The organism is Bacillus sp. KH172YL63 (assembly GCF_011398925.1).
GTDB lineage: Bacteria > Bacillota > Bacilli > Bacillales > Bacillaceae_B > Rossellomorea.
In genome coordinates this window covers 834041-859222 of the sequence record NZ_AP022842.1, presented here as the reverse complement: position 1 = coordinate 859222, position 25182 = coordinate 834041, and the positions used below count along the sequence as shown (strand labels likewise).

General features: G+C 46.6%; 23 protein-coding genes. 9 read left to right on the top strand and 14 right to left on the bottom strand.

Translation table 11 applies throughout. From position 1 onward, the window contains the following. Positions 1-53: 53 nt before the first annotated feature. A complete protein-coding gene (locus KH172YL63_RS04215; protein WP_173104942.1) occupies positions 54-509 on the bottom strand; it encodes a GNAT family N-acetyltransferase in 456 nt (151 codons plus the stop codon). Positions 510-625: 116 nt separating this feature from the next. Then, positions 626-1120, bottom strand: coding sequence for a lactoylglutathione lyase family protein (locus KH172YL63_RS04210; RefSeq protein WP_173104941.1), 495 nt, complete (start codon positions 1118-1120; stop codon positions 626-628). A 118-nt stretch (positions 1121-1238) separates the two neighbouring features. Here KH172YL63_RS04210 and KH172YL63_RS04205 point away from each other — a divergent pair, with 118 nt between their 5' ends. The 4 genes from KH172YL63_RS04205 (at position 1239) to KH172YL63_RS04190 (ending at position 3054) form a co-directional block, all read left to right on the top strand. Further along, positions 1239-1580, top strand: coding sequence for a winged helix-turn-helix transcriptional regulator (locus KH172YL63_RS04205; protein ID WP_442858768.1), 342 nt, complete (start codon positions 1239-1241; stop codon positions 1578-1580). Between the two features lie 165 nt (positions 1581-1745). Next, positions 1746-2063: an ArsR/SmtB family transcription factor gene (locus tag KH172YL63_RS04200; protein WP_173104939.1), complete on the top strand. Its 318-nt coding sequence runs from the start codon at positions 1746-1748 to the stop codon at positions 2061-2063. Between the two features lie 70 nt (positions 2064-2133). After that, entirely contained in the window at positions 2134-2562 is a 429-nt protein-coding gene (locus tag KH172YL63_RS04195; RefSeq protein ID WP_173104938.1) for a DMT family transporter, read from the top strand. A 12-nt stretch (positions 2563-2574) separates the two neighbouring features. Next, positions 2575-3054 carry a DMT family transporter gene (locus KH172YL63_RS04190; RefSeq protein WP_173104937.1) on the top strand — a complete coding sequence of 160 codons (480 nt, stop codon included), beginning with the start codon at positions 2575-2577 and terminating at the stop codon, positions 3052-3054. Positions 3055-3154: 100 nt separating this feature from the next. Here the strand turns inward: KH172YL63_RS04190 and KH172YL63_RS04185 are convergent, their stop codons facing one another. The 5 genes from KH172YL63_RS04185 to KH172YL63_RS04165 form a co-directional block, all read right to left on the bottom strand. After that, on the bottom strand, positions 3155-3703 hold the full coding sequence (locus KH172YL63_RS04185; RefSeq protein WP_232066119.1) for a DUF402 domain-containing protein: 549 nt from the start codon (positions 3701-3703) through the stop codon (positions 3155-3157). 103 nt (positions 3704-3806) lie between these two features. Next, positions 3807-4145, bottom strand: a complete 339-nt coding sequence (locus tag KH172YL63_RS04180) for a zinc ribbon domain-containing protein YjdM (protein ID WP_173104936.1) — start codon at positions 4143-4145, stop codon at positions 3807-3809. Between the two features lie 70 nt (positions 4146-4215). Further along, positions 4216-6426 carry a sensor domain-containing protein gene (locus KH172YL63_RS04175; RefSeq protein ID WP_173104935.1) on the bottom strand — a complete coding sequence of 737 codons (2211 nt, stop codon included), beginning with the start codon at positions 6424-6426 and terminating at the stop codon, positions 4216-4218. A 140-nt stretch (positions 6427-6566) separates the two neighbouring features. After that, on the bottom strand, positions 6567-8258 hold the full coding sequence (locus KH172YL63_RS04170; protein WP_173104934.1) for a transglutaminase domain-containing protein: 1692 nt from the start codon (positions 8256-8258) through the stop codon (positions 6567-6569). A gap of 168 nt (positions 8259-8426) precedes the next feature. Then, complete coding sequence (locus KH172YL63_RS04165; RefSeq protein ID WP_173104933.1) at positions 8427-8933, bottom strand: GNAT family N-acetyltransferase; 507 nt, start codon at positions 8931-8933, stop codon at positions 8427-8429. Positions 8934-9146: 213 nt separating this feature from the next. Between KH172YL63_RS04165 and KH172YL63_RS04160 the strand changes: the two genes are divergently transcribed. The 3 genes from KH172YL63_RS04160 (at position 9147) to KH172YL63_RS04150 (ending at position 12328) form a co-directional block, all read left to right on the top strand. Continuing rightward, positions 9147-9533 (top strand): GntR family transcriptional regulator, encoded by a 387-nt coding sequence (locus KH172YL63_RS04160; RefSeq protein ID WP_173104932.1) that lies wholly within the window; start codon positions 9147-9149, stop codon positions 9531-9533. Beyond that, entirely contained in the window at positions 9534-10637 is a 1104-nt protein-coding gene (locus KH172YL63_RS04155) for a DUF1648 domain-containing protein (protein ID WP_173104931.1), read from the top strand. A gap of 269 nt (positions 10638-10906) precedes the next feature. Next, complete coding sequence (locus KH172YL63_RS04150; protein ID WP_173104930.1) at positions 10907-12328, top strand: alanine/glycine:cation symporter family protein; 1422 nt, start codon at positions 10907-10909, stop codon at positions 12326-12328. Between the two features lie 154 nt (positions 12329-12482). On the opposite strand, the gene hflX is transcribed toward KH172YL63_RS04150, so the two are convergent. The 5 genes from hflX to KH172YL63_RS04125 form a co-directional block, all read right to left on the bottom strand. Further along, on the bottom strand, positions 12483-13742 hold the full coding sequence (hflX, locus tag KH172YL63_RS04145) for a GTPase HflX (RefSeq protein ID WP_173108050.1): 1260 nt from the start codon (positions 13740-13742) through the stop codon (positions 12483-12485). Positions 13743-14318: 576 nt separating this feature from the next. Beyond that, positions 14319-15257 carry a LiaF transmembrane domain-containing protein gene (locus tag KH172YL63_RS04140; protein WP_173104929.1) on the bottom strand — a complete coding sequence of 313 codons (939 nt, stop codon included), beginning with the start codon at positions 15255-15257 and terminating at the stop codon, positions 14319-14321. Further along, the gene (locus KH172YL63_RS04135; RefSeq protein WP_173104928.1) at positions 15254-16333 is read right to left on the bottom strand and encodes a hypothetical protein; all 1080 of its coding nucleotides are present in this window, start codon (positions 16331-16333) and stop codon (positions 15254-15256) included. The genes KH172YL63_RS04140 and KH172YL63_RS04135 overlap by 4 nt, the downstream gene beginning before the upstream one ends. Before the next feature lies 1 nt (position 16334). Further along, complete coding sequence (locus KH172YL63_RS04130) at positions 16335-16781, bottom strand: anti-sigma factor (RefSeq protein ID WP_173104927.1); 447 nt, start codon at positions 16779-16781, stop codon at positions 16335-16337. Next, a complete protein-coding gene (locus KH172YL63_RS04125) occupies positions 16781-17311 on the bottom strand; it encodes a sigma-70 family RNA polymerase sigma factor (protein WP_332066979.1) in 531 nt (176 codons plus the stop codon). Before KH172YL63_RS04125 ends, KH172YL63_RS04130 begins: the two co-directional genes overlap by 1 nt. 182 nt (positions 17312-17493) lie before the next feature. On the opposite strand from KH172YL63_RS04125, the gene KH172YL63_RS04120 reads away from it, so the two are divergent. Further along, on the top strand, positions 17494-17916 hold the full coding sequence (locus KH172YL63_RS04120) for a hypothetical protein (RefSeq protein ID WP_173104926.1): 423 nt from the start codon (positions 17494-17496) through the stop codon (positions 17914-17916). A gap of 58 nt (positions 17917-17974) precedes the next feature. Here the strand turns inward: KH172YL63_RS04120 and KH172YL63_RS04115 are convergent, their stop codons facing one another. Together KH172YL63_RS04115 and bglX are read right to left on the bottom strand one after the other, a co-directional pair. Then, entirely contained in the window at positions 17975-21307 is a 3333-nt protein-coding gene (locus KH172YL63_RS04115; RefSeq protein WP_173104925.1) for a GH36-type glycosyl hydrolase domain-containing protein, read from the bottom strand. A gap of 19 nt (positions 21308-21326) precedes the next feature. Next, a complete protein-coding gene (gene bglX, locus KH172YL63_RS04110; RefSeq protein WP_173104924.1) occupies positions 21327-23492 on the bottom strand; it encodes a beta-glucosidase BglX in 2166 nt (721 codons plus the stop codon). 336 nt (positions 23493-23828) lie between these two features. On the opposite strand from bglX, the gene KH172YL63_RS04105 reads away from it, so the two are divergent. Continuing rightward, positions 23829-25064 carry a sugar ABC transporter substrate-binding protein gene (locus KH172YL63_RS04105; RefSeq protein ID WP_173104923.1) on the top strand — a complete coding sequence of 412 codons (1236 nt, stop codon included), beginning with the start codon at positions 23829-23831 and terminating at the stop codon, positions 25062-25064. The last annotated feature ends 118 nt before the right edge of the window (positions 25065-25182 follow it).

The window sequence follows — 25182 nt, the reverse complement described above, 5'->3', positions numbered from 1 at the left end:
TGAAAGAAGGGGGACGGACCTCACATTGTTAATGTGAGGTCCGTCCCCCTTTCTTAATCAGTCGATTTCCGGTATACCTTTAAAGCTCCGCCGCCCAGTCCAATCGCTTTCCCATCGTGAATCCACCCATATTTTTCATAGAAGCCGTCTAGGTCAGTCGAAAGATACAGCTGGTGATAACCTTTTTTTCGTGCTTCTTGCAGGCCATGATCCATCAGCATGGGACCGACCCCGCTGCCTCTTTGACTTTTTTCCACGTAAAGGCAGCCAAGCCAGGGGTAAAGATCCTGCCGGCTGTTCAAATCATTCCTGAGGAGGGCGTATGTACCGATGATGACATCATCTTTCAGCGCGATATAAAATCGCGGAAGGTCTTCATCTGTACGGCACGACTGAAACATACAGTCATAGTAGAATGGATAGTTGTCCTCATTCCCCCATTGTCCCCAAAATGTTTTCACCGCTTCCTCAAACCATGCAGATGTTCTTTCCAGTTCCAATATCTTCACTGCGTCTCCCCTCTTCCCTCGATGCTTGTGTCTCGTTAATATGTTCTCCAAATGAAGTGGAAACCCTTTTTCATAAAAAAAATGGCATGTTCTTTGTTGAACATGCCATCGTGCTGTTAATACGCTCCGTCAGAGTATGTCAATTCATAACTGTGGGAGTAGATTTCAAATATATTGCCGAATGGGTCTTCCACATAGACCATCCGATAAGGCTTTTCACCTGGATAATACTCACGGATCGGCATGCGCTGTTTCCCGCCATGCTCTTTGATTTTCTCCACCATGCCTTCTACGTCCGGATCCTGGATACAGAAATGGAATAATCCTGTTTTCCAATACTCGAAGTTGTTTTCTGGCTTTTCATTATGTGGAAACTCAAATAGTTCCACCCCGATTTTGTCCCCGGTTGCAAGGTGGGCAATTCTGAACTTTTCCCAATCATCACCGAATACATCACGGCACATCTGGCCGATTGCCGTATCATCGTTTTCAACGTCGGAAGGTTCCATGATCGTATACCATCCGAACACTTTCGTATAAAATGAAATCGCCTCTTCTAAATTCGGGACCGATAGTCCGATATGTGAAAAAGATCGTGGATATGGTAACATCGTTCATCACTCCTGTTTTCGTTTAGTGTAATCTAACATGCCCCCATTATACGGGTCAGGACTTCCCGATGTAAGAATGCACTTTTTTGTGAGAAACTAACCTGGAAGTAAGAAAGGACTGAGAGACTTGAATACACCGACCGACCACAACGGGAAACTAAAATGTTCCATTGAATATACACTGAAGAAAATCGGCGGCAAGTGGAAGACCGTCATCCTCTGGCACCTCGGGACCGACGGAACGCTTCGCTACAACGAATTGCGGAAATTATTGCCCGGCGTTGCCCATAAAGTGCTCAGCCAGCAGTTAAAGGAGCTCGAAGAAGACGGCTTCATCCTCCGCACCCAATACGACACCATCCCGCCAAAAGTTGAATACTCCATGACACCGTTGGGAACGACCCTCATGCCGATCCTGAAACAAATGCATTCATGGGGGATGGAGCATGGGGATTTTTGACGGTTTGTTGAGGGATTTGTGGGAAACCTTTTGGGGGAGTCTTTATGGGGACGGACCTCCAAAAGGGTATAAAAGTGGCATTTCTGCCCCTGTTGGAGGTCCGTCCCTCATCAACCTCACCCCCTTCCGTTTGACATATCGATGATCATCGATTAGTATACAGTCATGGAAAACTACGTAGATGTTTTTAAGGTGCTGGCAAACGAGACGCGTTTGGAAATGTTACTGTGGTTGAAGGAGCCTTATGTCCACTTCGACAAATCTTCTGCACATCTTTCAAGGACCATAAATGAAAAAGGGGGCGTGTGTGTAGGTGACATTCAGGAAAAAGCGAATATGTCACAATCCACGGTTTCTCATTATTTATCGATGATGCAAAAGGCTGGGTTATTGGAGTCGGAGCGCCATGGAAAATGGACCTATTACCGACGACATGAAGCCAACATCCAACGAGTCGCAGAGTTTATGAAAAAGGAGCTTTAAGCTCTCTTTTTTTTAGATAACATATCGATGTTTTTCGAATTATAGATATATAAAACAGGAGGGATACCAAATGAAAGTTTGGGTTTACATTGTAGCATTATTGGCAGGTGCGTCCTTGAGCATTGAAGGGGCGATATACGGGGAACTGGGCAAATCGATTGGAAAATTGGAGAGCAGTTTCTACAACTTTTTTGTCGGGACAATCATTCTTTCCATCGTGTTGCTTTTTCTTGGAAGAGGTTCATTATCATATACATTCAAGGCCCCTAAATGGCAGCTGTCGGGTGGGTTCCTTGGAATCATCTACCTTACCATCCTCATCATCAGCGTACCGATCGTAGGTGTCGGGTTGTCGATGATCAGCGTCATTGTCGGTCAGATGGTGATGAGCATGGTGATCGAGCATAAAGGATGGCTCGGAAGCCGCCAAGTCAAAATGAACAAAGAAAAAATCACGGCCGCAGTGTTGATGGCCATTTCATTGGTCCTAATCTATTAAGGAGTTGACAACATGAGTATCTTGATTTTACTTGCATCCGTCATCGGGGGTATCACCTTGAGTGCACAGTCCTCCATCAACGGTGCATTCAGCAAAAAAGCCGGGACCTATGAAAGCACCTTTTTGACTTTCGGCACCGGGGCCCTGATGTTATCAATCATTGTCTTATTCTTTGGTCACGGAGATATCCTCGCGATACTGGATGCCCCAACCTGGCAGCTAAGTGCCGTCTGGTTCGGAGTGGGGTATTTGTTCCTGACAATTCTCGCCGTTCCAAAGATCGGGGTCATCGCCGCCAACGTCTCAACCGTGATCGGACAGCTGTCCATGGGGATGCTGATTGACCACTTTGGCTGGTTTGGAGGCCTTCACGTTCCCTTCGACTTCAAACGAATCGCAGCCATCATCCTTATGATGATCGCCCTTCGCTTCATCTATATTGGGAATAAAAAAAGCCGGGATGAATATTCCGACCAGTCTTTAGCATCTTAACGTAATGAGGGACGGACCTCCAGCAGTGCTTTTTTCAACCTGAAAAGCCCTGTCGGAGGTCCGTCCCTCTTTTTACCCTCTCTTTACCATTCCCACATGATTATGCCAACCACTGAACCAGCTTTTCATGTTCAAAATCCGCGTCTGCCTCATTACGTAATTGAAGAAGCAGTATGTCAAGTGATTCTACCAACTCCTGCAAAGCTCGGTAAACATCGCCTTTTTCAAATTGTTGCAACGGTTCCGGCAACTCATTCAGATCGAGCACTGCAACTTCTCCGTCACTGGTTACCAACACATCCACAATCAAATCCTCAAACGATATCACTCCAGCATGCAACGTTGTATTTCTTACAATATTAAAGTAGGACCCTAAATATCCCCCTTTGTGATCTCTCCAAATATACAGATTATACGGTCGGTCAAACCAATAATGTGCAATGGTGTAACTTCCCTGTGGTATGGTCAGGCTTTCCCCATTCGCCATCATCGTAAATGGAACAGCGATTTCATGAAAAAGGACCAGGCCACCATGATCTGCCTTCAACACACGACAATCATGTTCTACCACTTTCCCGTCATATTGGACTTTCCTTTCAATGATTCGATCGCCAACGTGTATAGTTGGCTCCATTGAAACATCTTTCATATCGAAACCCTCCTTTGAAATAAAATCGGAAAAGAGGGACGGACCTCCAACAGGGCTCATTTTCCATCTGAAAAGCCTGTTGAAGGTCCGTCCCTCATCTTTACTATATCTTTTTAACGAATTGGGTTTTGAGTTTCATGGGGCCGAAGCCGTCGATTTTGCAGTCGATGTCGTGGTCGCCTTCGACGAGTCGGATGTTTTTGACTTTGGTTCCCATTTTGAGTACCGATGAGCTTCCTTTTACTTTCAAATCTTTGATGACTGAGACGGAGTCGCCGTCGGTCAGAATATTTCCGTTGGCGTCTTTGAATATTTTTTCAGTTTGGTCCGATTGCTCCACTTCTGTGGTCCATTCGTGGGCACACTCTGGGCAAACATACAGGCTTCCGTCTTCGTACGTGTATGCTGAGTTGCATTTAGGACAATTTGGCCATTGTGACATGATGTTGATCCTCCAATAGTGATTTCGTTGTGACACTTCGTCATTTATTATACAGGACCAGCGGGAACGGTTATAGATTTTTCCTGTCAAGCAAGTACGAATGAAGCTCTGATGCAGGCATTGGCCTTCCGAAATGATACCCTTGCCCCACCTGACAGCCGTTTCCTCTCAGGAATGCCACTTGTTCAGCCGTTTCGATTCCTTCTGCAATGGTCGTAAAGTTCATGTTCTGACTCATGTCTATGATCGCTTTGACGATCGATACTTGAGGGGAAGCTTTCGCGATATCATCAACGAAGGATTTATCAATCTTGATGCTGTCGATCGGCAAATGCCTTAAGTTATTGAGAGAGGAATAGCCCGTTCCAAAGTCATCCATTGAAATCGTCACCCCGACCTCTTTCAGCCTGTTGAGCACTTCGGTGGATCTTTCGAAATCCTGCATGATGCTTTCGGTGATTTCAAGTTCCAGACGACTTGGCTGGAATGCCATCTCAGCCAGCGTTTCTTTCACCATATCAACGAATCCGTCATCTTTAATCTGTCTGACGGATATATTCACGGCAACGGGAATGACGCCGAGTCCCTGCTCTTCCCAGCTCTTGCTTTGCTGACAAGCTTCCCGGAGCACCCACTTACCGATCGGATTGATCAGCCCCGTCTCTTCTGCCAAGGGGATGAATTCCGTTGGCGGAATCAATCCCAACGCAGGGTGTACCCAGCGGATCAACGCTTCCACACCCAGGACAGTATGAGTCTCCAAGTCCACCTTAGGCTGATAATAAAGAGTGAATTGGTTGAATTCCAACGCTTTCCTTAAACCATTTTCCACTTCCATATGTCGTGACGAATTTGTTTCAAGCTCAGGAAAATAAAACTGGTAATTGTTCTTGCCACGTTCTTTCGCCAAGTACATCGCTGTATCGGCATGTTTGATCAAATTTTCCTGATCCTCCCCATCGAATGGGTACATGCTGATCCCGATGCTTGGCGTCACGAAGAATTCCTGTTCATCAATCGTGATCGGACTTATGAAGCTTTCAAGAATATCCCCGGCAATTTCTTCAACAGCAGCTACATTTAAATTTGAAAGAAGTATGATAAATTCATCCCCGCCCTGCCTAAAGACGGTCCCATGATCAAGGACTACAGCTTTCAACTGAAGAGCAACCTGCTCCAGGATAATATCACCGGTAGAATGCCCTTTTGTGTCATTGATGACCTTAAATCGGTCTAAGTCCAGGAATAAAATCGCAATGGATTGTTCCGGGGACATGGAGATCGATTCATTTAAGAACTGCTTGAATTTATTCCGGTTCGGCAGGCCGGTCAACGTGTCGTAATAGGCCATGGTGTGGATCGTCTTTTCTGCTTTTTTCCGATCCGTAATATCACGTCCAACCAATTGGATGGCAGTCCGGCCCCCATACAGGATGGGCATGGCTGATACCTCCACATCTATTTCTGCGCCGTTCAGCCGTTTGATTGTCAGCTCAAACCGTTCGCCCGTCATGGAGCCGTAGGCCTTTTCCCTGACTGTGATAATATCCTCCGGCCTTGTGAATAGGGCCACATCTTCATTGATGATATCCTGCGGACTTTCCGCACCGACCAACTTGCTGCCGGCTTCGTTGATGTAATCAAACTTTTCATTACTGATCACCGCGATGATATCGGGGGACATTTCCACTAAACTCCGGTACTTGTCTTCACTTTCCCTTCGGTCTGTGATATCAAACAGTACACTTGTAAAGGACACCATCTCTCCACTTTCATCAAATGTCGGAATCCCCCTGTCCTGGATCCAGCGGACCTGCCCGTCAGGTTTAATGATGCGATAAATACTCACACATGACTGTCCGGATGCAAGCGTTTCTTCCCTTTCCTTTAACACGTCGCTGTCTTCTGGATGGATGACTTTTTTCCAAAGAAGTGAATCACGGTAAAATTCCTTCAACGAGTATCCGTACAAATTTTCGATACCAGGCGTGATCAACAGGACATCTTCCTTCATATCGTGGGACCATATCGCCACATCCAGCGTTTCAAAAATGTTATTTAAATTTCTATTCGTTTGGGTAAGCTCCCTTGAAGCAAGGGAGTTCCCTTTAAATAATAGAAGCAGAATTGCAAGCATACAGACTACTAATCCAACATGAAGAAAAGAAGAAATGCCTTCATGATCGGGGTTGGTGGCCTTCCACACGATTTCGGCTAATTCTAGTACAATCATCGTCATAAAAAGTAGGATGAGGGTTTTCTTATTCCGAATAAAATCCATTCCATCTTCTCCTATGATCTCTATGTCATTTTTCATATTATAAGTGTACTATTTCTGACTATCGACGACAATGTCATGATGTTTTTTCACATAGTAAAAAAGGCGGCATCCCCTTTTACAGGAGTTGACACCTTTTTCCTTTAGTATGACACGCCCGTACGGGTATGTGTCTTCTTAAATTCATTCATACTTGGATCAAAATAATCCTCATTAAAGGCCGGTACGAATTTCCCGTCCTTTAAATATCCCGATCCCCAGGTCGGATCAAGGGTGACCCATTCCCCGTCGAGATTCGCTTCCACCCACGCGTGTCTCCCAGGGAAGATTCCGCCTGCACGGCCTTCGACGAACCTCGATTCAATGTCACTTGCCCGGAGCATGGCAATCGCAAGGTATGCGTAATCCTGACACACACCTGTTTTTGTCTCCAGTGTTTTCATCGCACTGTCATCCCAGTTGAAATCATCGTTTTCATACTTTTCTACATCATAGGAGACGTTTTTCGCCACATAGTCGTAGATCGCTTTCGCTTGATCCCGGTCAGTCTCCATTCCCTGCGTGACTTCGTTTGCCTTTTCCTTTATTTCAGGTGCATCCGACTGTACCCCGCGGGATGGCAGCAGATCCCGTTTGTCTTCGCCGGTTGATTCCACTTCAAACTTCGCAAAGCCGAAATATCTGAAATAGTCACTGTTCTCTTCCTTGATTTCAGGTACGCTCAGAGTCACCTCGTATGTACCTGGACCAAAGCGGAGATAAAAGGAATCGTCAAAGGTGAAATCTTCGACAGGGATCACATCTAGCGCTTCATCGTCACCTTTTTTCGTCGTAATGTAAATATGGGTGGTTTCCGGACCGAACTGCGCTTGTGGATCGATGCTCCCTTTGATTGAATAGGTTCCGTCTGCCTTTTCACCGCCAAACCTCGGGGATTCGAGCGTCACACCCCGTTCGCGATAGGTTTCCCCGTAATCGATCGGGCTCATTTGACGGTCCGATTGATTGTCGATAAGGAGTGTGCTTGCAGTCTGATAATAACCCTCCCGCTTTTCATCGGGGACAAGGACCTCAAGCTCATGGACTCCTTTTCCATAAAACAGCGGAACATCGTAGCTGAACTGTCCGCCTGCGACAGGAATCACATGGGTATAAACATCCGAATCCTTTCTTAATCTGATCATGAGAGTGTCCTCATCCTTCAGGTTATCTGCCTCTCCCCTTAAGGAAAAGACTTCATCCCCTTGGACAAAACTTGCATCGGACTGAAAGCGCAGTCCTGCATCATGTCCGAACGGGGTGAGGGTCACATCCCGCTTCCCTTCAGGATTCACATTATGAACGGTGAAGGCTGCCGTGTCGTAGTAATAATTTTCACGGTCCTTATCCGGCAGTTGCACAGACACATTGTACTCACCTTCACCATTGAAGAAATGGATATCCTGCTTGAACTTTCCGTCTTCAATCGGTGTGTAATATTCCAGCTGCCTGCCTGCTGGACCTTCCTCTTCTGCCCTGACCTTGATCCAGGCATAATCTGACTTCAGCTCGGTATATTGTTCGATTTCCCCGTCGACCGTCACTTGCCCGTTCGCGGCGAACTCTTTATAAACAGGTTCATCTAAGGAAACACCGATTTCTTCACTGTAGGAAGTGAGAAGCAGAGGCTCAAGCTCCCCGATTTCCTCGTTCTTTTTCTTCACTTCTTTTTCATAAGGATCTTCTTTCTTCTCAGCCTGTGATTCCCCGCCGCCGGCACTCGAATCACTGCACCCCGTCAGAAACAAAAACCCCGACAACAAACTCACCAACAACACACTTCTTCTCTTCTCCATCTCTTCCTCCTCCAAAAAATAACCTGCCTATCCATACGTACCAAACCTATATAGGGTTTCTGATTCTATTTTCCTATCATTTAATTCCCTTGGGGGACGGACCTCTAAACCTGTATTTTTTCTTGAATTTGGATATTTTCGAGGTCCGTCCCTCTCCAGCCCTCACCCTCAAAACCGCTTATAATATAGAATCGTTGCTTCCAGTTCCCCCTGTGGGGATGCAGCGTAATCCGGGATGCGCCCTCCCTTTATATAGCCGAGTGACGTGTAGAGATGGTTTGATGGCGCCCCTTCCACCGTATCGAGGATGAGCAAGGTCCGTCCCTCACCTTTTGCTCTGCTTTCTGCTGCTTGCATGAGGCGGCGAGCAATTCCTTTTTGGCGGAAGTGAGGATGGGTCATCATTTTGGCGATTTCGGCTCTGTGGGTTCCGTTTTGTTTGGTACAGAGGTGTAGCTGGACGGTACCTGCGATGTGATCACCGACCTTTGCGATGAAGAGTATGACGTGAGATTCCAACGCATTCACCCAATAGTCTGTGGCCGTCGTACGGGCTATTGGTGACAGGAAACCAATCGATGCACCGTCCTCCACCACTTTGCACAGCAATTCGGAAAGTTCGTTCACATGTGGCCCGATATCCGTTATTTCTTCAATCTTCAAGTTTTCAACCATCTCTTTCACCTCAACTAGGATTCTATTTATCTATGTATCGTGAAGCTGATGTTTGTGTCACCTTCACATTCTTTCTTCACGTATGCTTCCGTTCTTTCTATACTATCACGCTGTTTGTCACTTCTGGGTCATTTGAAAAAAGAAACATTTTGTTATATGTTTTATAGAACAATTCTGTTATACTTAACATATAACAAAGTAGGGGGTGAAATCTTGTTTATCCAAATAGAACCTCAGTCGGATATACCCATCTATGCACAGGTGAAAAACGGCATCATGGAAGGAATTGTAAGGGGAGAGCTGTCTCCAGGAGACATTCTGCCATCGGTTCGGAGCCTGGCAGGAGACCTTGGGGTGAACATGCACACCGTCAACAAAAGCTATCACGAATTGGAAGATAAAGGCGTAATCCGGATCGTCCCGAAATCAGGGGCTGTCATCTGTCCTCCTGCCGAAGGAGAAATCGCTCCTTCCCGCCTTGATCAATTGTCAGAAGAACTGCGGCCGCTCTTGGTTGAATCACTGGTGATCGGCATGAGCGAACAGGACATTCAAGAATTCGTAACGTCCATCATTTTGAAAGTTAAGGGGGAGAAATAAATGGAAATGTTGCTCTTATTCATCACGGTCGGTTTCCTCATGGCAATCCAGATCGCCGTTCCTTTCATCGTAAAACGGACGGTCGTGTTCGGCGTCACCATACCGGTCGATGAAGTAAGGAACAAACAGCTTTTACAATACAAAAAAATCTATGCTATCTTAACATGTATATTGTCACTACTCGTTCTCGCAATCTTTTTTATCTGGTCATCCACTGTGGATATGACCGAAAATCACTTGATCTTCGCAGGTTTATTCCTGCCCTTTGTGATTCTCTTTATATCGCTGGCGCTCTATTTCTACTTTCACATGAAAGTGACTGCCTACAAACAGCAGCAGCAATGGTTCAAAGACCGCCGGCAGGTGAATGTATCAGAATTGAACCTACGGACGAAAGATGAGATGCTGCCTTGGTTCGTACTTACGATTCCGATGGTCATCGCCATCGGGCTGATTGTATTTACGCTCGTTAACTATAATGGATTTCCTGATAAGTTCCCTACCCATTGGGGACCAGACGGAAAGCCTGATGCGTTCACAACGAAAACATATCTGTCTGCTCTGACTCTGCCGATTGTGCTGCTCTTCATGAGCGGAATGTTCCTCGGCATCAATGAATTGACAAGGAATTCAGGGATCAAGCTGAGCGCAGGGAATGTAAAGGCCTCACGGATCCGTCAGCTTCGGCTTCGTAAATACACAAGCTGGCTACTGCTCTTCATTTCCATCCTGATGTCCATGCTGTTCACCTTCCTGCAGTTCACGACACTTTATGAAAATAGCGTAAGTGATCTGCTGATGTTGACCGTGCCGCTCGCCTTCACAGCCCTTGTCCTGATCGGCACCGTTTTGATGGCTGTAAAAGTTGGAAAGAAGGATTCAGATTTCGATGTAGAAGTCATACAAGAAGAAAACGGTGAAGTGATCAATGCAGACGACGACCGCTACTGGAAAGGCGGGCTCATCTACTACAATCCCGAAGACCCTTCCATCTTCGTCGAAAAGCGCTTCGGAGTCGGCTGGACCCTGAACTTCGCCCGTCCGCTCGGATACCTCATCCTATTCGGACCGCTTCTCGTCATATTGCTCATCACACTTCTATAATTGTAGGGACGGACCTCCAAAATCAGCGCTGGCCTGCGGCCAGGAGCTGATTTAGGGGGTCCGTCCCCATTTTTAGCCCTCTTTCCTCTCCAAAACCCTTATTCTACAAGGCTGCCACACTCAAAGTGAGAGGTCCGTCCCTACTGAAAAAGGCTCAATCTCTGGAAATGAAGGTATTTTTTATGGACAGATTGTTCGGAATACTATATAAATAGTAGATGGAATCACTCAAGAAAACGTTTACAACTAGAGATGACGAGGAGGATTTTATGTTAGATGTGCTAGACAAGATTAATTCATTCTTATGGGGAACACCAAGTTTAGTACTGTTATTCGGGACGGGCCTTTTTTTAACCTTCATGCTGAAGGGGCTTCAGTTCAGAAAGTTGATGTATGCTTTTAAACTGGCATTTACAAAAGAGGATGCTACTGCGAAGTCTTCATCGGAATCCGAAGGGGACATCAGTAACTTCAAGACATTGATGACGGCGCTTTCTGCCACCATCGGGAACGGGAATATCGCCGGCGTCGCAACGGCCCTGACGATCGGGGGACCCGGGGCGATCTTCTGGATGTGGATCGTGGGGCTGCTTGGAATGGCGACGAAATATGCCGAAGCCCTTCTTGCCATGAAGTACCGTGTAAAGAATAAAAACGGGGAATATTCCGGAGGCCCGATGTATTATGTCGAAAAAGGACTGGGCAGCAAATGGAAGTGGCTGGCCGTGGCGTTCGCTTCCTTCGGGGCATTTGCCGCGCTCGGCATCGGAAACAGCGTCCAATCGAACACGATTGCAGATGTCATGACCACAAGCTTTCACATTGACAACCTGGTCACCGGGATTGCCCTCGCCGTCCTGACAGGACTCATCATTTTCGGAGGGATTCAGCGTATTTCTACGGTCGCGTCTTTCTTCGTGCCGATCATGGCATTTCTGTATGTAGGAGGCTCATTGATCATCATCGTACTCAATTACGATATGATCATCCCTGCGTTTGAAATGATCTTTTATTACGCCTTCAACCCTGTCGCAGCTGCCGGCGGGTTCACGGGTATCATTATATCTGAAGCGGTCCGGAGCGGTGTATCTCGCGGGATCTTCTCAAATGAAGCAGGCCTTGGTACAGCAGCACTGATCGCCGGAAACGCCAAGACGGATCACCCGGTCAAGCAGGCGCTGGTTGCGATGACAGGTACGTTCATCGTCACGATCGTCGTGTGTACGATGACGGGGCTTGTCCTATTGATGACAGGCTTCTGGGATCCGACGGGCGGAGCGATTTCAGGTGTCGAGCATGCCCCGAGCCTTGATGGGGGTGCCCTGACAAGCGCAGCTTTCGGACATGCCCTTGGTGTCGTCGGTGAATATATCGTCTCATTCTCGGTCATCTTCTTCGGATTTTCAACAATCGTCGGATGGTATATGTATGGAGAAAAATGTTTCGAGTATTTAACCGATTATCGATTCGCCAACTCATACAGGGTCATTTACATTCTTGCGACCGGACTAGGAGCCGTTGCAAACCTCGAACTTGTCTGGGCGTTTGCCGATATGTCCAACGCATTGATGATGATCCCGAACCTGATCGCCTTATTGTTGCTTTATAAAGTGATCGTTTCTGAAACGAACCATTACTTTAACGAATATCTGCCTATGATGGAAGTCAAATCGCATAGAAAAGCAAGTTAACAGGTCCCCGGTGTGAAGTTCACGCTGGGGTTTTTATAAACTGATTTCGTCCTGACTATGCCGCCCATGCTAATTCCAACGACAGTATTTTCAATTACATAACGAAATAACCCATCCCTCATTCTTGCAGGGATGGGTTATTCCATTCATTGTATTAAACGATAAACTCCCGATACCTCTCAGCATCAACCAGCTTGCATTCAAGGGTCAGCTTTGTACCGTTCTCTTCATACTGGGTGTCCAGCACGTTGGCATTCTCATTGAAATATGAAATCAAGTGTCCTTTGTCAAAGGGAATGAGCATTTCACAGCGTTTGTAATCTTTAAAAATATGACTTTTCACAGCAGTCAGCAGTTCATCGATGCCGATTCTATTTTTAGCTGAGAAATAGATGCGGTCCTTCTCGACACGAGGGACATTTTCGTCTACAAGCTCAGCTTTATTGAAAGCGTAAATAACAGGGATATCGCCGCCACCGATGTCTGAAAGGGTACGCTCTGTCACTTCCATCAGTTTCTCATAATGGGGATCAGAATAGTCGACCACATGGATGATGAGGTCTGCTTCGACCACCTCTTCAAGGGTAGACCTGAACGCCTTCACGAGCTGATGGGGAAGCTTATTCACAAACCCGACTGTATCTGTGAGCAGGAATGCCTTTTTGTCCGGCAGAGTAATGTTTCTCACCGATGTCTCCAACGTGGCAAACAACATATCCTTTTCGAATACCTGCTTATTCTCATTCGGATGGAATGTTTCCACGAATGCATTCATCGTCGTCGATTTCCCAGCATTCGTATAACCGACAAGGGATACAACCGGGATTTCACTCTTCTGGCGCTGTTTGCGCTGAGTCGTTCTGAGGTCGACGAGTGAATCCAGTTCTTTATTGAGCGCAGAGATCTTATCCTCGATCCGGCGGCGGTCAAGTTCAAGCTTCGTTTCACCGGCTCCACGGTTGGAAAGTCCCGATCCGCCTCCCTGGCGTCCAAGTGATTCCCGGCGGCCGATCAGGCGCGGCAGCATATATTGAAGCTGGGCGACCTCGACCTGCAGTTTGGCCTCCCTCGTATTTGCGCGCTCAGCGAAAATATCCAGGATCAGCATCGTCCGGTCCATGACCCGGATATCAAGCTTTTCTTCCAGCACCCGGATCTGCGAAGGTGAGAGTTCATCATTCGAGATAAGTACATCCGCCTCCCATTCTTCCACCAGTGGCTCCAGTTCTTCAATCTTCCCTTTCCCGATATAATGAACGTGATTCGGTCTTGGCAGATTCTGAGTCAGTTCACCGACCACATCCATATGTCTCGCTTCGGCAAGTCCCCTTAATTCAAGCATGGAGTAGTCGAAGTCATTATTTTTATCTTTTGTATTGACGCCTATTGCTATCGCTTTTAAACGTTCTTCCATCATTTCGTCACTTCCCATTCATTTCATTTATTAGCGCAGAAAAAAACACAGACATCTGCCTGTGTTTTGTAAATGGTATTGAATCATCAAGGTGGCATGAAGAAGCCCGCATCTCTTCTGGCGCATCCTGTGAATGCACCCATCACGATCACCCGTCAACTATTCAATTCTATCTCTATAAAGACAAGGAAGAGAGCCAATCAGCATCCCTTCCCCCTTCCACGTCAAATGAAGCTTTCCATAGAAATAGTCAGACCGATCCCATTTACCCTGCGCACAGGCAGAGCCTTTGAACATATTCAATTATGCGTTCAAATTGCGGATGCGAAGTCTGATTAAAATCAACAGGAAAACCTCCATTTCATATAAATTATCCCCATTCTAACACAAAAGAAGCCCCATGGGAAGATATGGTTTAGCCCATTTGGATGAGGGACGGACCTCTGAAATAGGGTCATTTTGAAGGAAATGGGACCGTGCTTGAGGTCCGTCCCCTTATCAGAATCCTTATTCTAAAGGGATTTCCCCCCGCCCACCTTCCGGAAATGATTGCTGTGTGGAGGTCCGTCCCTCACGTCAGTCTTTAATGGATACGTTCAGCTGATCTGCGTTGGTGATGGTGATGGGGTGTTGGCCATTCCCGAGTGTGAGGGTACCGCTGTGGTATCCACTGCCATCACTGTAGTCGCCTTCGCCTGCTTCGGCTTCAGCGGTTTGTGCAGGCTGCCAATTCTCGTCTTCCCCGTGAATGCTACCTACATTTTCTGCAGAGATGTTTGCATTTTCTGTTGAGGAGAGGAGCAGGTTGACGATTGATACACTCGATACCGCCCATGAGCTTGAAAGAGTTCTCGGTTTCAGGGTGATTTCGTTGTAGTCACCGGAAATTTCAAGGGACACGGAAGCCGGTACAATAAGAGTCGGTTCCATTTCATTTCTTGCCTGTATCCACCCATTGGTTTCTGGGAGACTTTTTAACGTGATATAAAGCGTGTCCCCTTTTTCCTTCGCCATGAGATAATCTTCCGGGCCGGACAGCAGTGAACCTTTTCCGCTTTGATCGGAACGGTACGTCCCGAATACGCTCAATTCTTTACCTGTATTCGTTTCGACTGTCAGAGGTTGATGTTCTGCACGCACGACAATCCGCTTGATGTCATCCCCCACTTTGTGTTCATAAACAGGGAGATTCCCGGTTTTCACTTCAGATTCATACAATCTGTGCACCTGATCCATCAGTCCGGTCGCCTGCAGGACTGTGAATCCGATTCCAATCATCCCGATGAATCCTACAAAAAGAATGCTCAGGAAATCATATTTTAATAGAGGCTTTTCCTCCTTCGATTGAAACAGATACACCAGTATTTCCGCACCCAACACGATCAGGAGCACCGGCCACCATCCTGCCAGCACATGGGATGAATCCCACCCAGCCAGTTGGGAAAGCAGCAATAGCACTCCCAGGAATAGGAGCAGGGTCCCCATTGATATCGATCCGACTCTCCACGTCCTCATTCAGACACCTCCCTTTCAGAATTGGCTCTTTTACTTCCTGCAATTAATTTGATTCCTCCGCCGATCAGGAGAAGACAGACGATGCCCGGCTGAATATAACTGTTCATAACATGATAAGGATCGATGCCGTATACGTCCAACAACGGGTATGAGAGGGGCAGCAGGATATTCACTGCCAAATAATACACACCTAACACCATCAGTCCGATCCCTACCCATTTCTGCTGATTGATCAGGTATGAGACGATCGGCGTATCTTCCTGAGGCTCTTTCCCATGTTTCGATGCCCGTTGCAGGCCATCGAAGAAACTGTAAAACCAGATGATTGGAACCAGGAAAAGAAAGATCCCCAACCTGAGGACATCCAATATATATATGGAGAATAAAAACGCAGCCATCAGCTGGATGCCCCTCCGTTGAAAGCCCAGATATAAATGGCCAGCCCCTGGGAACATCGATAAGAAAGTGGCGAATGCCTTACTTTTCCTTCCTCCCTCATGCTGTGCTTCAAGGTCTTCCAATACGGACCGATCCGTCAGCACCTCGCCTGCCTGCTTTTTATTCAGCAGCTGCATGGTGTCGAAAAAGTTATATACCCATATCACCGGGAGGACGATCAGGAAAACCATGAATTCCCCTCTTCCTGTCATTGCAGTGACGAACAGAATCATCGCCGCCACCCCAAGGAATGTTGCCAGGAATGTAACGCCCCGGTTCATCAATCCAAGCTGGAAATGACCCAGCCCGGGAATCATAGAGAGGATGATCGAATAAAATCTTTCCCTGCTCAAAGTGTCATCCTGTGTAACCGGTTTTTCCCTATCCTTCAGTCCTCTTGATGCAAGCAGGGCTGTGTATACGATGCTGACCAGATAAGCAAGGAATGCCATGCCTATCAATAGAATCGCAGGCCATGGACTCATCATAAAGTCTGAAATGATGAAGGCTGCCGGGATCGTACCGAGGATGACCATAAAGAGGATGATCCCCCTCAATACTTTCCCGAGGTACATCAACCCGCCCCCGGGTATGAACGCCAATAAAAATGCAATAATCGGATTTTTTTCACTCGCCATTTCATTTTGCCTCCTGTTCTTCAATGTCTTCGATCTCATCCAATAGTGACGAGGTTTTATCCATAATCGACTGTGTAAACGATGTCGCTTTCGGATTGTGTTCAAACTGTGCCGTGACCTTTACAAGCTCCCCAAAAATACCGGTCGCCATTAAAATCAGCGTCATCGCGACAGCCATCACATAATGGAACATCTTCTCTTCATACCAATGCCTCCGGGACTGCTTCCCAACAGCCGCCCTTTCAAACGGAATCCTCTCCATTACCTCATCTGTATAGAGGGACGGACCTTCAATGGAAGGAAGATCATCCTCGACATCTTCCATTGCTTCCATGTAAAGACCCATGCATTGATCACAAGCATACAAATGTTCTTCATACATATCCCGTTTGTCCTCATCCAGCTCGTCTCTCGCATATCGCTTCCATTCTTCCAACGCTACATGCATCAAATGAAATCCTCCTCCTTCCAATGCTTCCTGATCCAACGCCTGGCACGGTACAATTTCATTTCAATCGTCTTCACCTGGACATGCTCTTCTTTTGCCAGCTGCTGATACGTTTTGTCTTCTATGTAGAACCCTTCGATCACCCTTCTATACGAATCAGGTACATCCTCAAGATGCTTCTGCACAAGCTCCTTTTGTTCTTTTTTTAGCAGCCTGACTTCGACAGAATCCCTCATTTCCTTCTCGGGAAGCTCTTCTGTAAGCTCGGCTCTCTTTCTCCCAACCTTTCGCTTGCAATCTATCGCATGATTCACTGCAATCCTTGTTACCCATGTCTTGAAGCCTTGATTCTCATAGCGGGGAAGAGAGGAGTAGATCTTCATCCATACTTCCTGCGACGCATCTTCAGCATCCTTCTGATTTCTCAAAACCCCATACACACAGGTGAACACATACTGCTTATGTTTTTCGATTAACATCCTGAATGCATGCTCACTGCCATTCCTTGCTTTTTCAACTAGCTGATCCACCAACCTCTCCCCTCCTTTCTGCCTGACTCATAGTAATAGACGAATGGAATAATAGAATCACTACACTTTTTCATAAAAAACTTTAAAAGAGTTTCACAGTTAAAAAGACACTCCGCCCTTTCACCCTCCATTCCTGTTATACTCTTAACATATTAATTCCATAAAAAGTGATGTGATTTAAAATGAAAGAAGGCATTACCTTTATTGTAGACATCATCAATAACCTTCACGACATGCTCATCGTACTGGCAGCTGACCTTGGATTTACACTTACGGACAAAGATCTTCATTTTTGGATTATGGGCGGCATCGGGATTTCTGTATTCTTCTTTGTTTATGTAATCTCTAAGATTCTGTCGAAGCTTCGGTTCGGCATCACAGCACTGGCTTTCTTCTATACGTTGACATTTATGTTTGTCCTCGTCTTTGCCATCGAAATTCAGCAGGCCATCACAAACCGGGGACAGATGGAATTCATTGATGCCATCATCGGTTTATGGGGATATATCGTCTTTTTCTTCATTTACATCGGGTTGGCCGGTGTCATTCTTGTAATTAAGCATGCCTACCAGAGGATCCAGGGGAACAGGGAGAAGACATTTTGAGGTGAATGGTTAAATAAAAGCAGGAAGGAGCAAGCGCCGCAACGCTTGCTCCTTTTTCTTATACATATATCTCAATCTTATTTTCTTCTTCATGGAGGAGTTGATCAAGGTCCTTCCGGTTGATCCTCACCCCGGCACTGCGGTATCGGTTCGAAACGTTTTCCGTCTCCACCTGTTCACCATTCACTAAGATGCGGGAATTCCCCTGTCCCAAGTGGTAAGTGAAAACAACCGGGTGGTTCATGCAGCTAAAGTGAAAGGTCAGCCCGTCTAATGTATCCGGCAATACCGGATCAATGATCAGACCCTCTGCTTCTTGCCTGATGCCAAGACAGTTGGAGATCAATTGATTCATATAGATACCTGGTCCGCTCGAGTAAATTCTCCAGCCGCCCTTAACCGGCACCGTTCCTTCCCGTAGTTCATGAAAACGTTCTTGTGCTTCATATCTCGTGTTAAACTTTCCGTCCGAAGAGCTGAAATACGTGTTGCTTTGTCTTCTTTCAGCATGAGGAACGACATCTTTCAGCCCGACAGGATTGATGATTTCAAGCCCCTTCCACACTTCTTCCTTGTACCCGAGTTTCGCCATCGCCTCTACAAAACGGATGTGGGCATGCACATATTGGAGGCCGATTTCCCGTCCGAAGTTGGCTGCTTGTTCTGCCCGCTTAAAATGTGTACTGACCCCGCCGTCATAGTTTGCAGGCCGGTTCATCAATCGGACCCCGTCAGGACAATAGAGATGCTCCTTGATTAATTGATAATGTGATGCTGCCTGTTCAGGAGTGAACAATTCAGAAATGATGCTCCGGTTCATCGGCAGAAGGCGGTAATCTATGCCTGTTTTCGTATCGGCCGGGTGCAGCATCCATTCCGGATGATCGGGATTTTCCATGTAGACAAAGCCGGGAATCACTTCATCCTGCAATATATAGCGATGATAGTCATTCTGTATCCCTGCAGCAAGTTCTTTCAATCCGGCCGCTTCTTCATCAAGCTTCCCTTCCAGCACCTCTGCCAGTTGATTCAAAACCTGATAAGTCAGGGCGACGGTCCAACTGCTTGCCATGAACTGTTTAAGCTGGGCATTTGCCGGCTGCAGCGTATCATCCCAGTCACCGTCCCCGTATGAGGAAAGGAATGTATCATGAAGGAAATGACCTTTCATATAGCCGATTTGTTTATGAATATGATCGAGGAGTGTTGCCCCTTCCTCAGAAAAGTCAAAGCTGCCCCTGATCGTATAGGGGATCTCTTCATGAAGGATACTGTCATCACCGGTCGCCGCAATATAATCACCGACGACTTTCAACGGCCATACGATGATATCCCCGTGACTGTCATCCTGCTGGATCTGATAATAGCGGTCAAACATGAACCACTGTGGCCAGTTGCCCTCGTCTTCATACTGATGGGAATAGACCGTTTTGATAATATCCTTCACCGCTTTGTAGTTATGGGTCGAAAGGAAATATTCCGTCGGTCCCTGACATACGTCCCTCGTCCCCCAGGCAGCCCCGCCGTATTGTTCCAACCCGTGGGGCACTGAATAATGAACAAGCATATTATGGGTGTACCACCAGGCAAGAGCATTGACTTTCGCCAATCCAGCCGTCTCCTCTCCGTGTTGTGAAAGGTGGAATCGATTCATCACCTCATGATAATACTTACGGTACCGCTCAATTTCCTTATTCACATCACGTGTTTCGAACGATGCCTTCCCTCCACAAAGGTTGCCTTGGATCGTCATCGTCCAATCAGATGTCTCTGATAGGGACATGACACAAAGCGATGCACTGCCAGACTCGACATTCTCCGCCAGTCTCCCCTCATCCTCTACTGTCATAGATGAGCCATCGACCTTGATATGATAGCAAAGATCTGGGTAAGTCGTACCGCTGTCTGATTGGGGTTCTGCAGTGATAGTGAGGATTTCTCCTTCTCTATCAAGCTGATAAGGTACTTCATATTCATTGTTGTTCATCCCGATCTGATTTGAAACGAGGTAGCGGTACTCCTTCCCGGTCCTGGACCTGACATTCAGGCGGACTTCAGGTGAATCAACGGTCGTATAATTGGTGACGATGAGCGTCTCGTCACCGGTCTTGTAGTACCAGCGGGCATAATTAAAGCCCAGTTCAAACAGGGAAGGCATGGTCAGCAGACGATATTCCCCCTCCATTTCAACATAGATGCGCTGGCCGGATGTTTTCATGATATTGAGATGATTCCTTGTATTTGTCAGCATCTTGTTAAATGAAGTATTTCCTATCACCAGCTGAGAATTAAAAACCCCATACATGAAAGATGTGGATGTGATCGTGCCCTCCGTACGCTCATGATTCCCCCCTGACATCAGGATATGTCCATGAGGGCGTTCAACAATCAATTCTTTTGCTTTCAACACCACATGCTCATGGGTGTCAGTGAAGAAAGACAGCAGCCGTCCATCCTCCCACTCCTCCGTATGGCGATGAGGAAACAATTCCTCGATTTCTTCTTTGGTCACTTCTTGTGTAAAGAGGGGATCTCCCAATTCCAGGGACCGCCTCACCTTGCCTCCGGGAACATCAGTGACAGATTCATTCATTTCCTGCACTTCCTCCCATTCCCTCTCTACTTCTTCCTGGAATTCAAGCGTGGTGACCGCTTCAGGATGGTTTTCCTTAAATAATCCATAAAAGACAAACCGTTCTTTCCCTGCTAATTTGACCTTCCTGGACTGAAGTGCCGTATAAGCAAATTCATATTGATAAACCTCATTTGCTAGCGTAGGTTTCGACAGGATTTCAGGCTGATTCGTCTCCTTGTATGACAGCCCGAAAAATTGGAATCCGTCCGTTGAGTAGCCTGCCGCCTTTCCGATTGATCCTTGCTGGACATAAGGGAATCCACTGGACTGGGGCTGATTTTGACGGGAGCACACAACATATCCCCTCTCATCATCCGCAAATACTTTGTGGTCGATATATTGGGACATGTAAGCTTCATTGGAACGGACTGCACCTGCATCTGCCAGACCTAAATCCTGGCCGTAAATCACATCGATCTCTGCATCATCTCCCTCTACAGATACATCCCAAAACCAAATACCGGTTTGTGATAATGTAAAGGTGACATGATACTGAAGCTGTTTCCAGCTCCCGGACCATTTCACCTGAGACCGGGAAAATCGGACTTCCCCAGGTGAGCCTACCCCGGTTAAAGGAATAAATTCGTATCCATCAGGCTGATAGATACGTAGATATAGATTATTTAAGGAACCATCGATCGGATTGGTCAATAATTGATTGACCATCGTGGATGAATGGCTGATTTGAAAAATATCACCACTATTTAAAAAGGTGAATTGAAGATCTCCCGATACAAGCTGATGTGTAGCATTCATTCTGTTCCCCTCGTTTCTTCTATTTTACCAATGTAAATGGATGACTCATTCCTTCATGAGAGTTCGGTCCCACAAAAAACGTGAACAATCCCGGATCGCTTTCATACCGCAAATCTGAATGATGATACCGGAGCTGTTCTTCTGAAACGGTGAAGGTGACCTTCTTCGTCTCTCCGGGCTTCAGGGAGATTTTCCGGAAATCTTTCAGCTCCTTGATCGGGCGGATGACCTCACCGCTCACATCCCGGATATACAGCTGGACGACTTCCTCTCCCTCTAAATCTCCGCTGTTCGTAACGTTTACTGAGACTGACAGCGGTTCGTCCAGTGTCAGTTCATCTCCTGAAACAGCCAAATCACGATACTGAAAAGAGGTATAGCTCAATCCGAAACCGAAAGGCAGGAGCGGATCATTGGGGATGTCCAGGTATTGGGATACATAACGGACTTGGGCATCCGGTGCCCCCTTTGGCCTGCCTGTATTGAAATGATTATAGTAAACAGGAACTTGCCCGACACTATAAGGAAACGACATCGTCAGCCTTCCGGAAGGATTTGCATCCCCGTATAGGAGTTCAGCGATTGCCGCACCGCCTTCGGTTCCCGGATACCAGGCCTCGAGGACCGCATCAGCCTTGTCGATCACCCCGTGAAGATCAAGCGGCCTTCCATTAAACAGAACAGCGACCATCGGTTTATTCAATGATTTCATTCTTTCTACAAGTTTCAATTGGGCATCAGGGAGTTGAATATTTGCCCTGCATCCTGCCTCTCCGCTCATGTCAGAATCCTCACCGAGGGCAAGGACGATGACGTCTGCTTCCATCGCTGCTCTTTCCGCTTCCTGCAACTGCTCTTCTGAAACCGATTCAATGTCAGCCCCCTTTGCTGAGTTCAGGAAGTCACAGGCAGCTTTTCCTTTCATCCCGTCCCACAATGTCACTGCCTCTTCTTTCGATCCAAGCCATGACCAAGGCCCCAATATATCAGGATTTTGAGCAAACGGCCCTATGAGTGACACTTTCTGATCGGGTCTCAATGGGAGCACATTGTCGTTTTTCAACAGAACGGTGGACTTTTCCGCAAGCTTCCGGGCAGACGCTCGATGTTCAGGGCTCATGATCAACTCTTTTTCAAGCTGTTCATCACCACCCCGATAAGGGTTTTCGAACAATCCGAGTTTTTCTTTCAGCGTCAGAATACGCATGACAGCCTCATCAATGACCGATATATCTACCTGCTTTTCTTCCACAAGCGTTTTTAAATATTTCACATACGCAGCGGTCATCATTTCAATATCGACTCCTGCCTTGATCGCTTTCAGGGCAGCTTCCTTCTCATCCTCTGCCACACCATGGGGGATCATTTCTTTGACCGCCCCCCAATCGGAAATCAGAATGCCGTCAAACCCCATTTCTTCCCGGAGAATCGAACGCATCAGCTTTTCATTCCCGGTGGCCGGAATTCCGAACACTGTATTAAATGCCGTCATCACCATTTCACAGCCTTCATCCAACGCCGCTTGATAGGCAGGCAAGTAGGTTTCCCTAAGTTCCCGCTCAGACATATCGACTGTGTTATAGTCCCGTCCCCCTTCAGCTGCTCCATATGCGGCGAAGTGTTTTACACACGCTGCCACCCGCATATGATCACCGGTGAGATCATTCCCTTGAAATCCTCTTACGAACGCCCTTGCAAATTGACTATTCAAAAACGGGTCTTCCCCTGTCGATTCCATCACCCTGCCCCAGCGGGGATCCCGGACGAGGTCAACCATCGGGGCAAACGTCACATGTACCCCTGACACGGCAGCCTCTCTAGCTGCAATTTCCGCACTCTTCTCTGCCAACTCCAAATCCCACGAGCAACCGATTGCAAGCGGCACAGGGAATATCGTCTTGAAACCATGCACGATATCCGACATGACCAACAAAGGGATCCCGAGCCGGTTATCTTCCAAATGGGCCCGTTGAATATTTTTGACTTCCCTGGCACCTGATGCGCCCAATACAGATCCACAATTCCGTACTGCATCCTCATCAATTCCCATGTCCTCCATCGGACCTGTGATTTCCCCTTGATCACCGGCCCCTTTAAAGAACGGAGTAGCCAGTTGGGTAAGCTGGGCGACCTTTTCATCAAGCGTCATTTGATCTAGCAGCCGAGTCAGTTTGCTGTTATTCATTTTAGAACCTCCAATTTGGGTTTCGCTATTCATTTGAAACGTTTCGACAAACAATTGATGAAAAGTATAAAGGTAAAAACGGGAATGGTCAACTGGATATCCAAATCTATATATTCCTCAAAAAACCTTATATATAAACGGTTATAAAAATGTTGACTTGGGTTATTTTGGTGCTTCATCTTAATTTTTAGTATTTTTCAGAAAAAGTATTGAAAGCGGATTCACCTTTGATTATAATATAGTCATCGAAACGTTTCAATAACACCAAGCAAGAAATTTCCACCCTGATTCAATTTTTTAATAGTGTCATAATCTAATAGAAATGGAGATGACGGAATGAAAAAGAAAACATGGGCTGTCTTCATGACCTGCCTCCTTGCCCTGTCGGCTGTACTTGCCGGATGCGGCGGAAATGGTGAATCTGAAGACGGAAAGAAAACGATCACTGTATGGGCAATGGGTGAAGAAGGAAAGAAACTGAGTAAGCTCGCTGATCAATTCGAAAAGGAAAACGAAGATATTAAAGTAAAGGTACAGGCCATTCCTTGGGATACGGCTCATGACAAACTCTTGACCGCTGTCGCTTCGAAAAACGGCCCTGATGTCCTGCAGCTTGGCACCACATGGGTACCTGAATTCGCTGATGCAGGGGCATTGCTTGATTTGACCCCTTACCTGGAGGATTATCCGGATTTCAAACCTGATAACTACTTTGCAGGTTCGGCCGACTCTATGACGTATGACGATCAAATCGTCGGAATCCCATGGTACATCGATACCCGGGTATTATACTACCGTACTGACTTACTGAAAGAAGTCGGCTACGATCAGGCACCCGCTACGTGGGAGGAATTAAAGGACGCTGCGACGAAATTAAATGACAGAGGCGATGACGTGTACGGTCTTGATATCGACCGGAACGACCAAATCACTCCATTCATTTTCGCATGGCAAAATGGTTATGAGTTTGAAGGAAAAGATCAAATGAACTTTGACAGCCCTGAATTCAAAGAGGCGATGGAATATTACACAAGCTTCTTTAAAGAAGGACTCAGCCCGACCACTGAAGGGATGGATATCATCCAGGCCTTTAAAGACGGCGTGAAGCCAATGTTCTTCAGCGGTCCATGGATGATCAATATCATCAATGACCAGGCACCTGACCTGAAAGATAAATGGTCAGCGGCCGTCATGCCTAAGAAAGAAAAGAATACATCCAGCATGGGTGGGGCTAACTTCTCAATCTTCCATAATTCCGAGAATGTGGATGAGTCGTTGAAATTCATTTCATTCGTCAATGAAGTGGACACACAAATGGAATGGCTGGACATGTCGAATACACTTCCTTCAAGGAAAGAAGCATGGGAAGAACCGAAATTAAAAGATGATCCACTGTTATCCGTGTTTGGTGAGCAGCTGAAATCAACAAGCGCTTCACCACAAATCACTGAATTCGAAAAGATTGCACAGGAATTCCTCTCAACCATCGAAAAGGTGACGGTTGGCGGCGCTGACTTGGACAAAGAATTGAAAGCATTCAATAAAAAAGCAGAAGAAATCGTGGAAGATTAACGTTCAATAACTAAATTTGTGAAACAATCGCTTCTCAGTGGAAGTCACAGAAAGGGAGATGGAGTTCGGTGAAAGCCTGAGCTCCATTTTTTTAGAATCTGAGCAAGTCGAGGTTTTC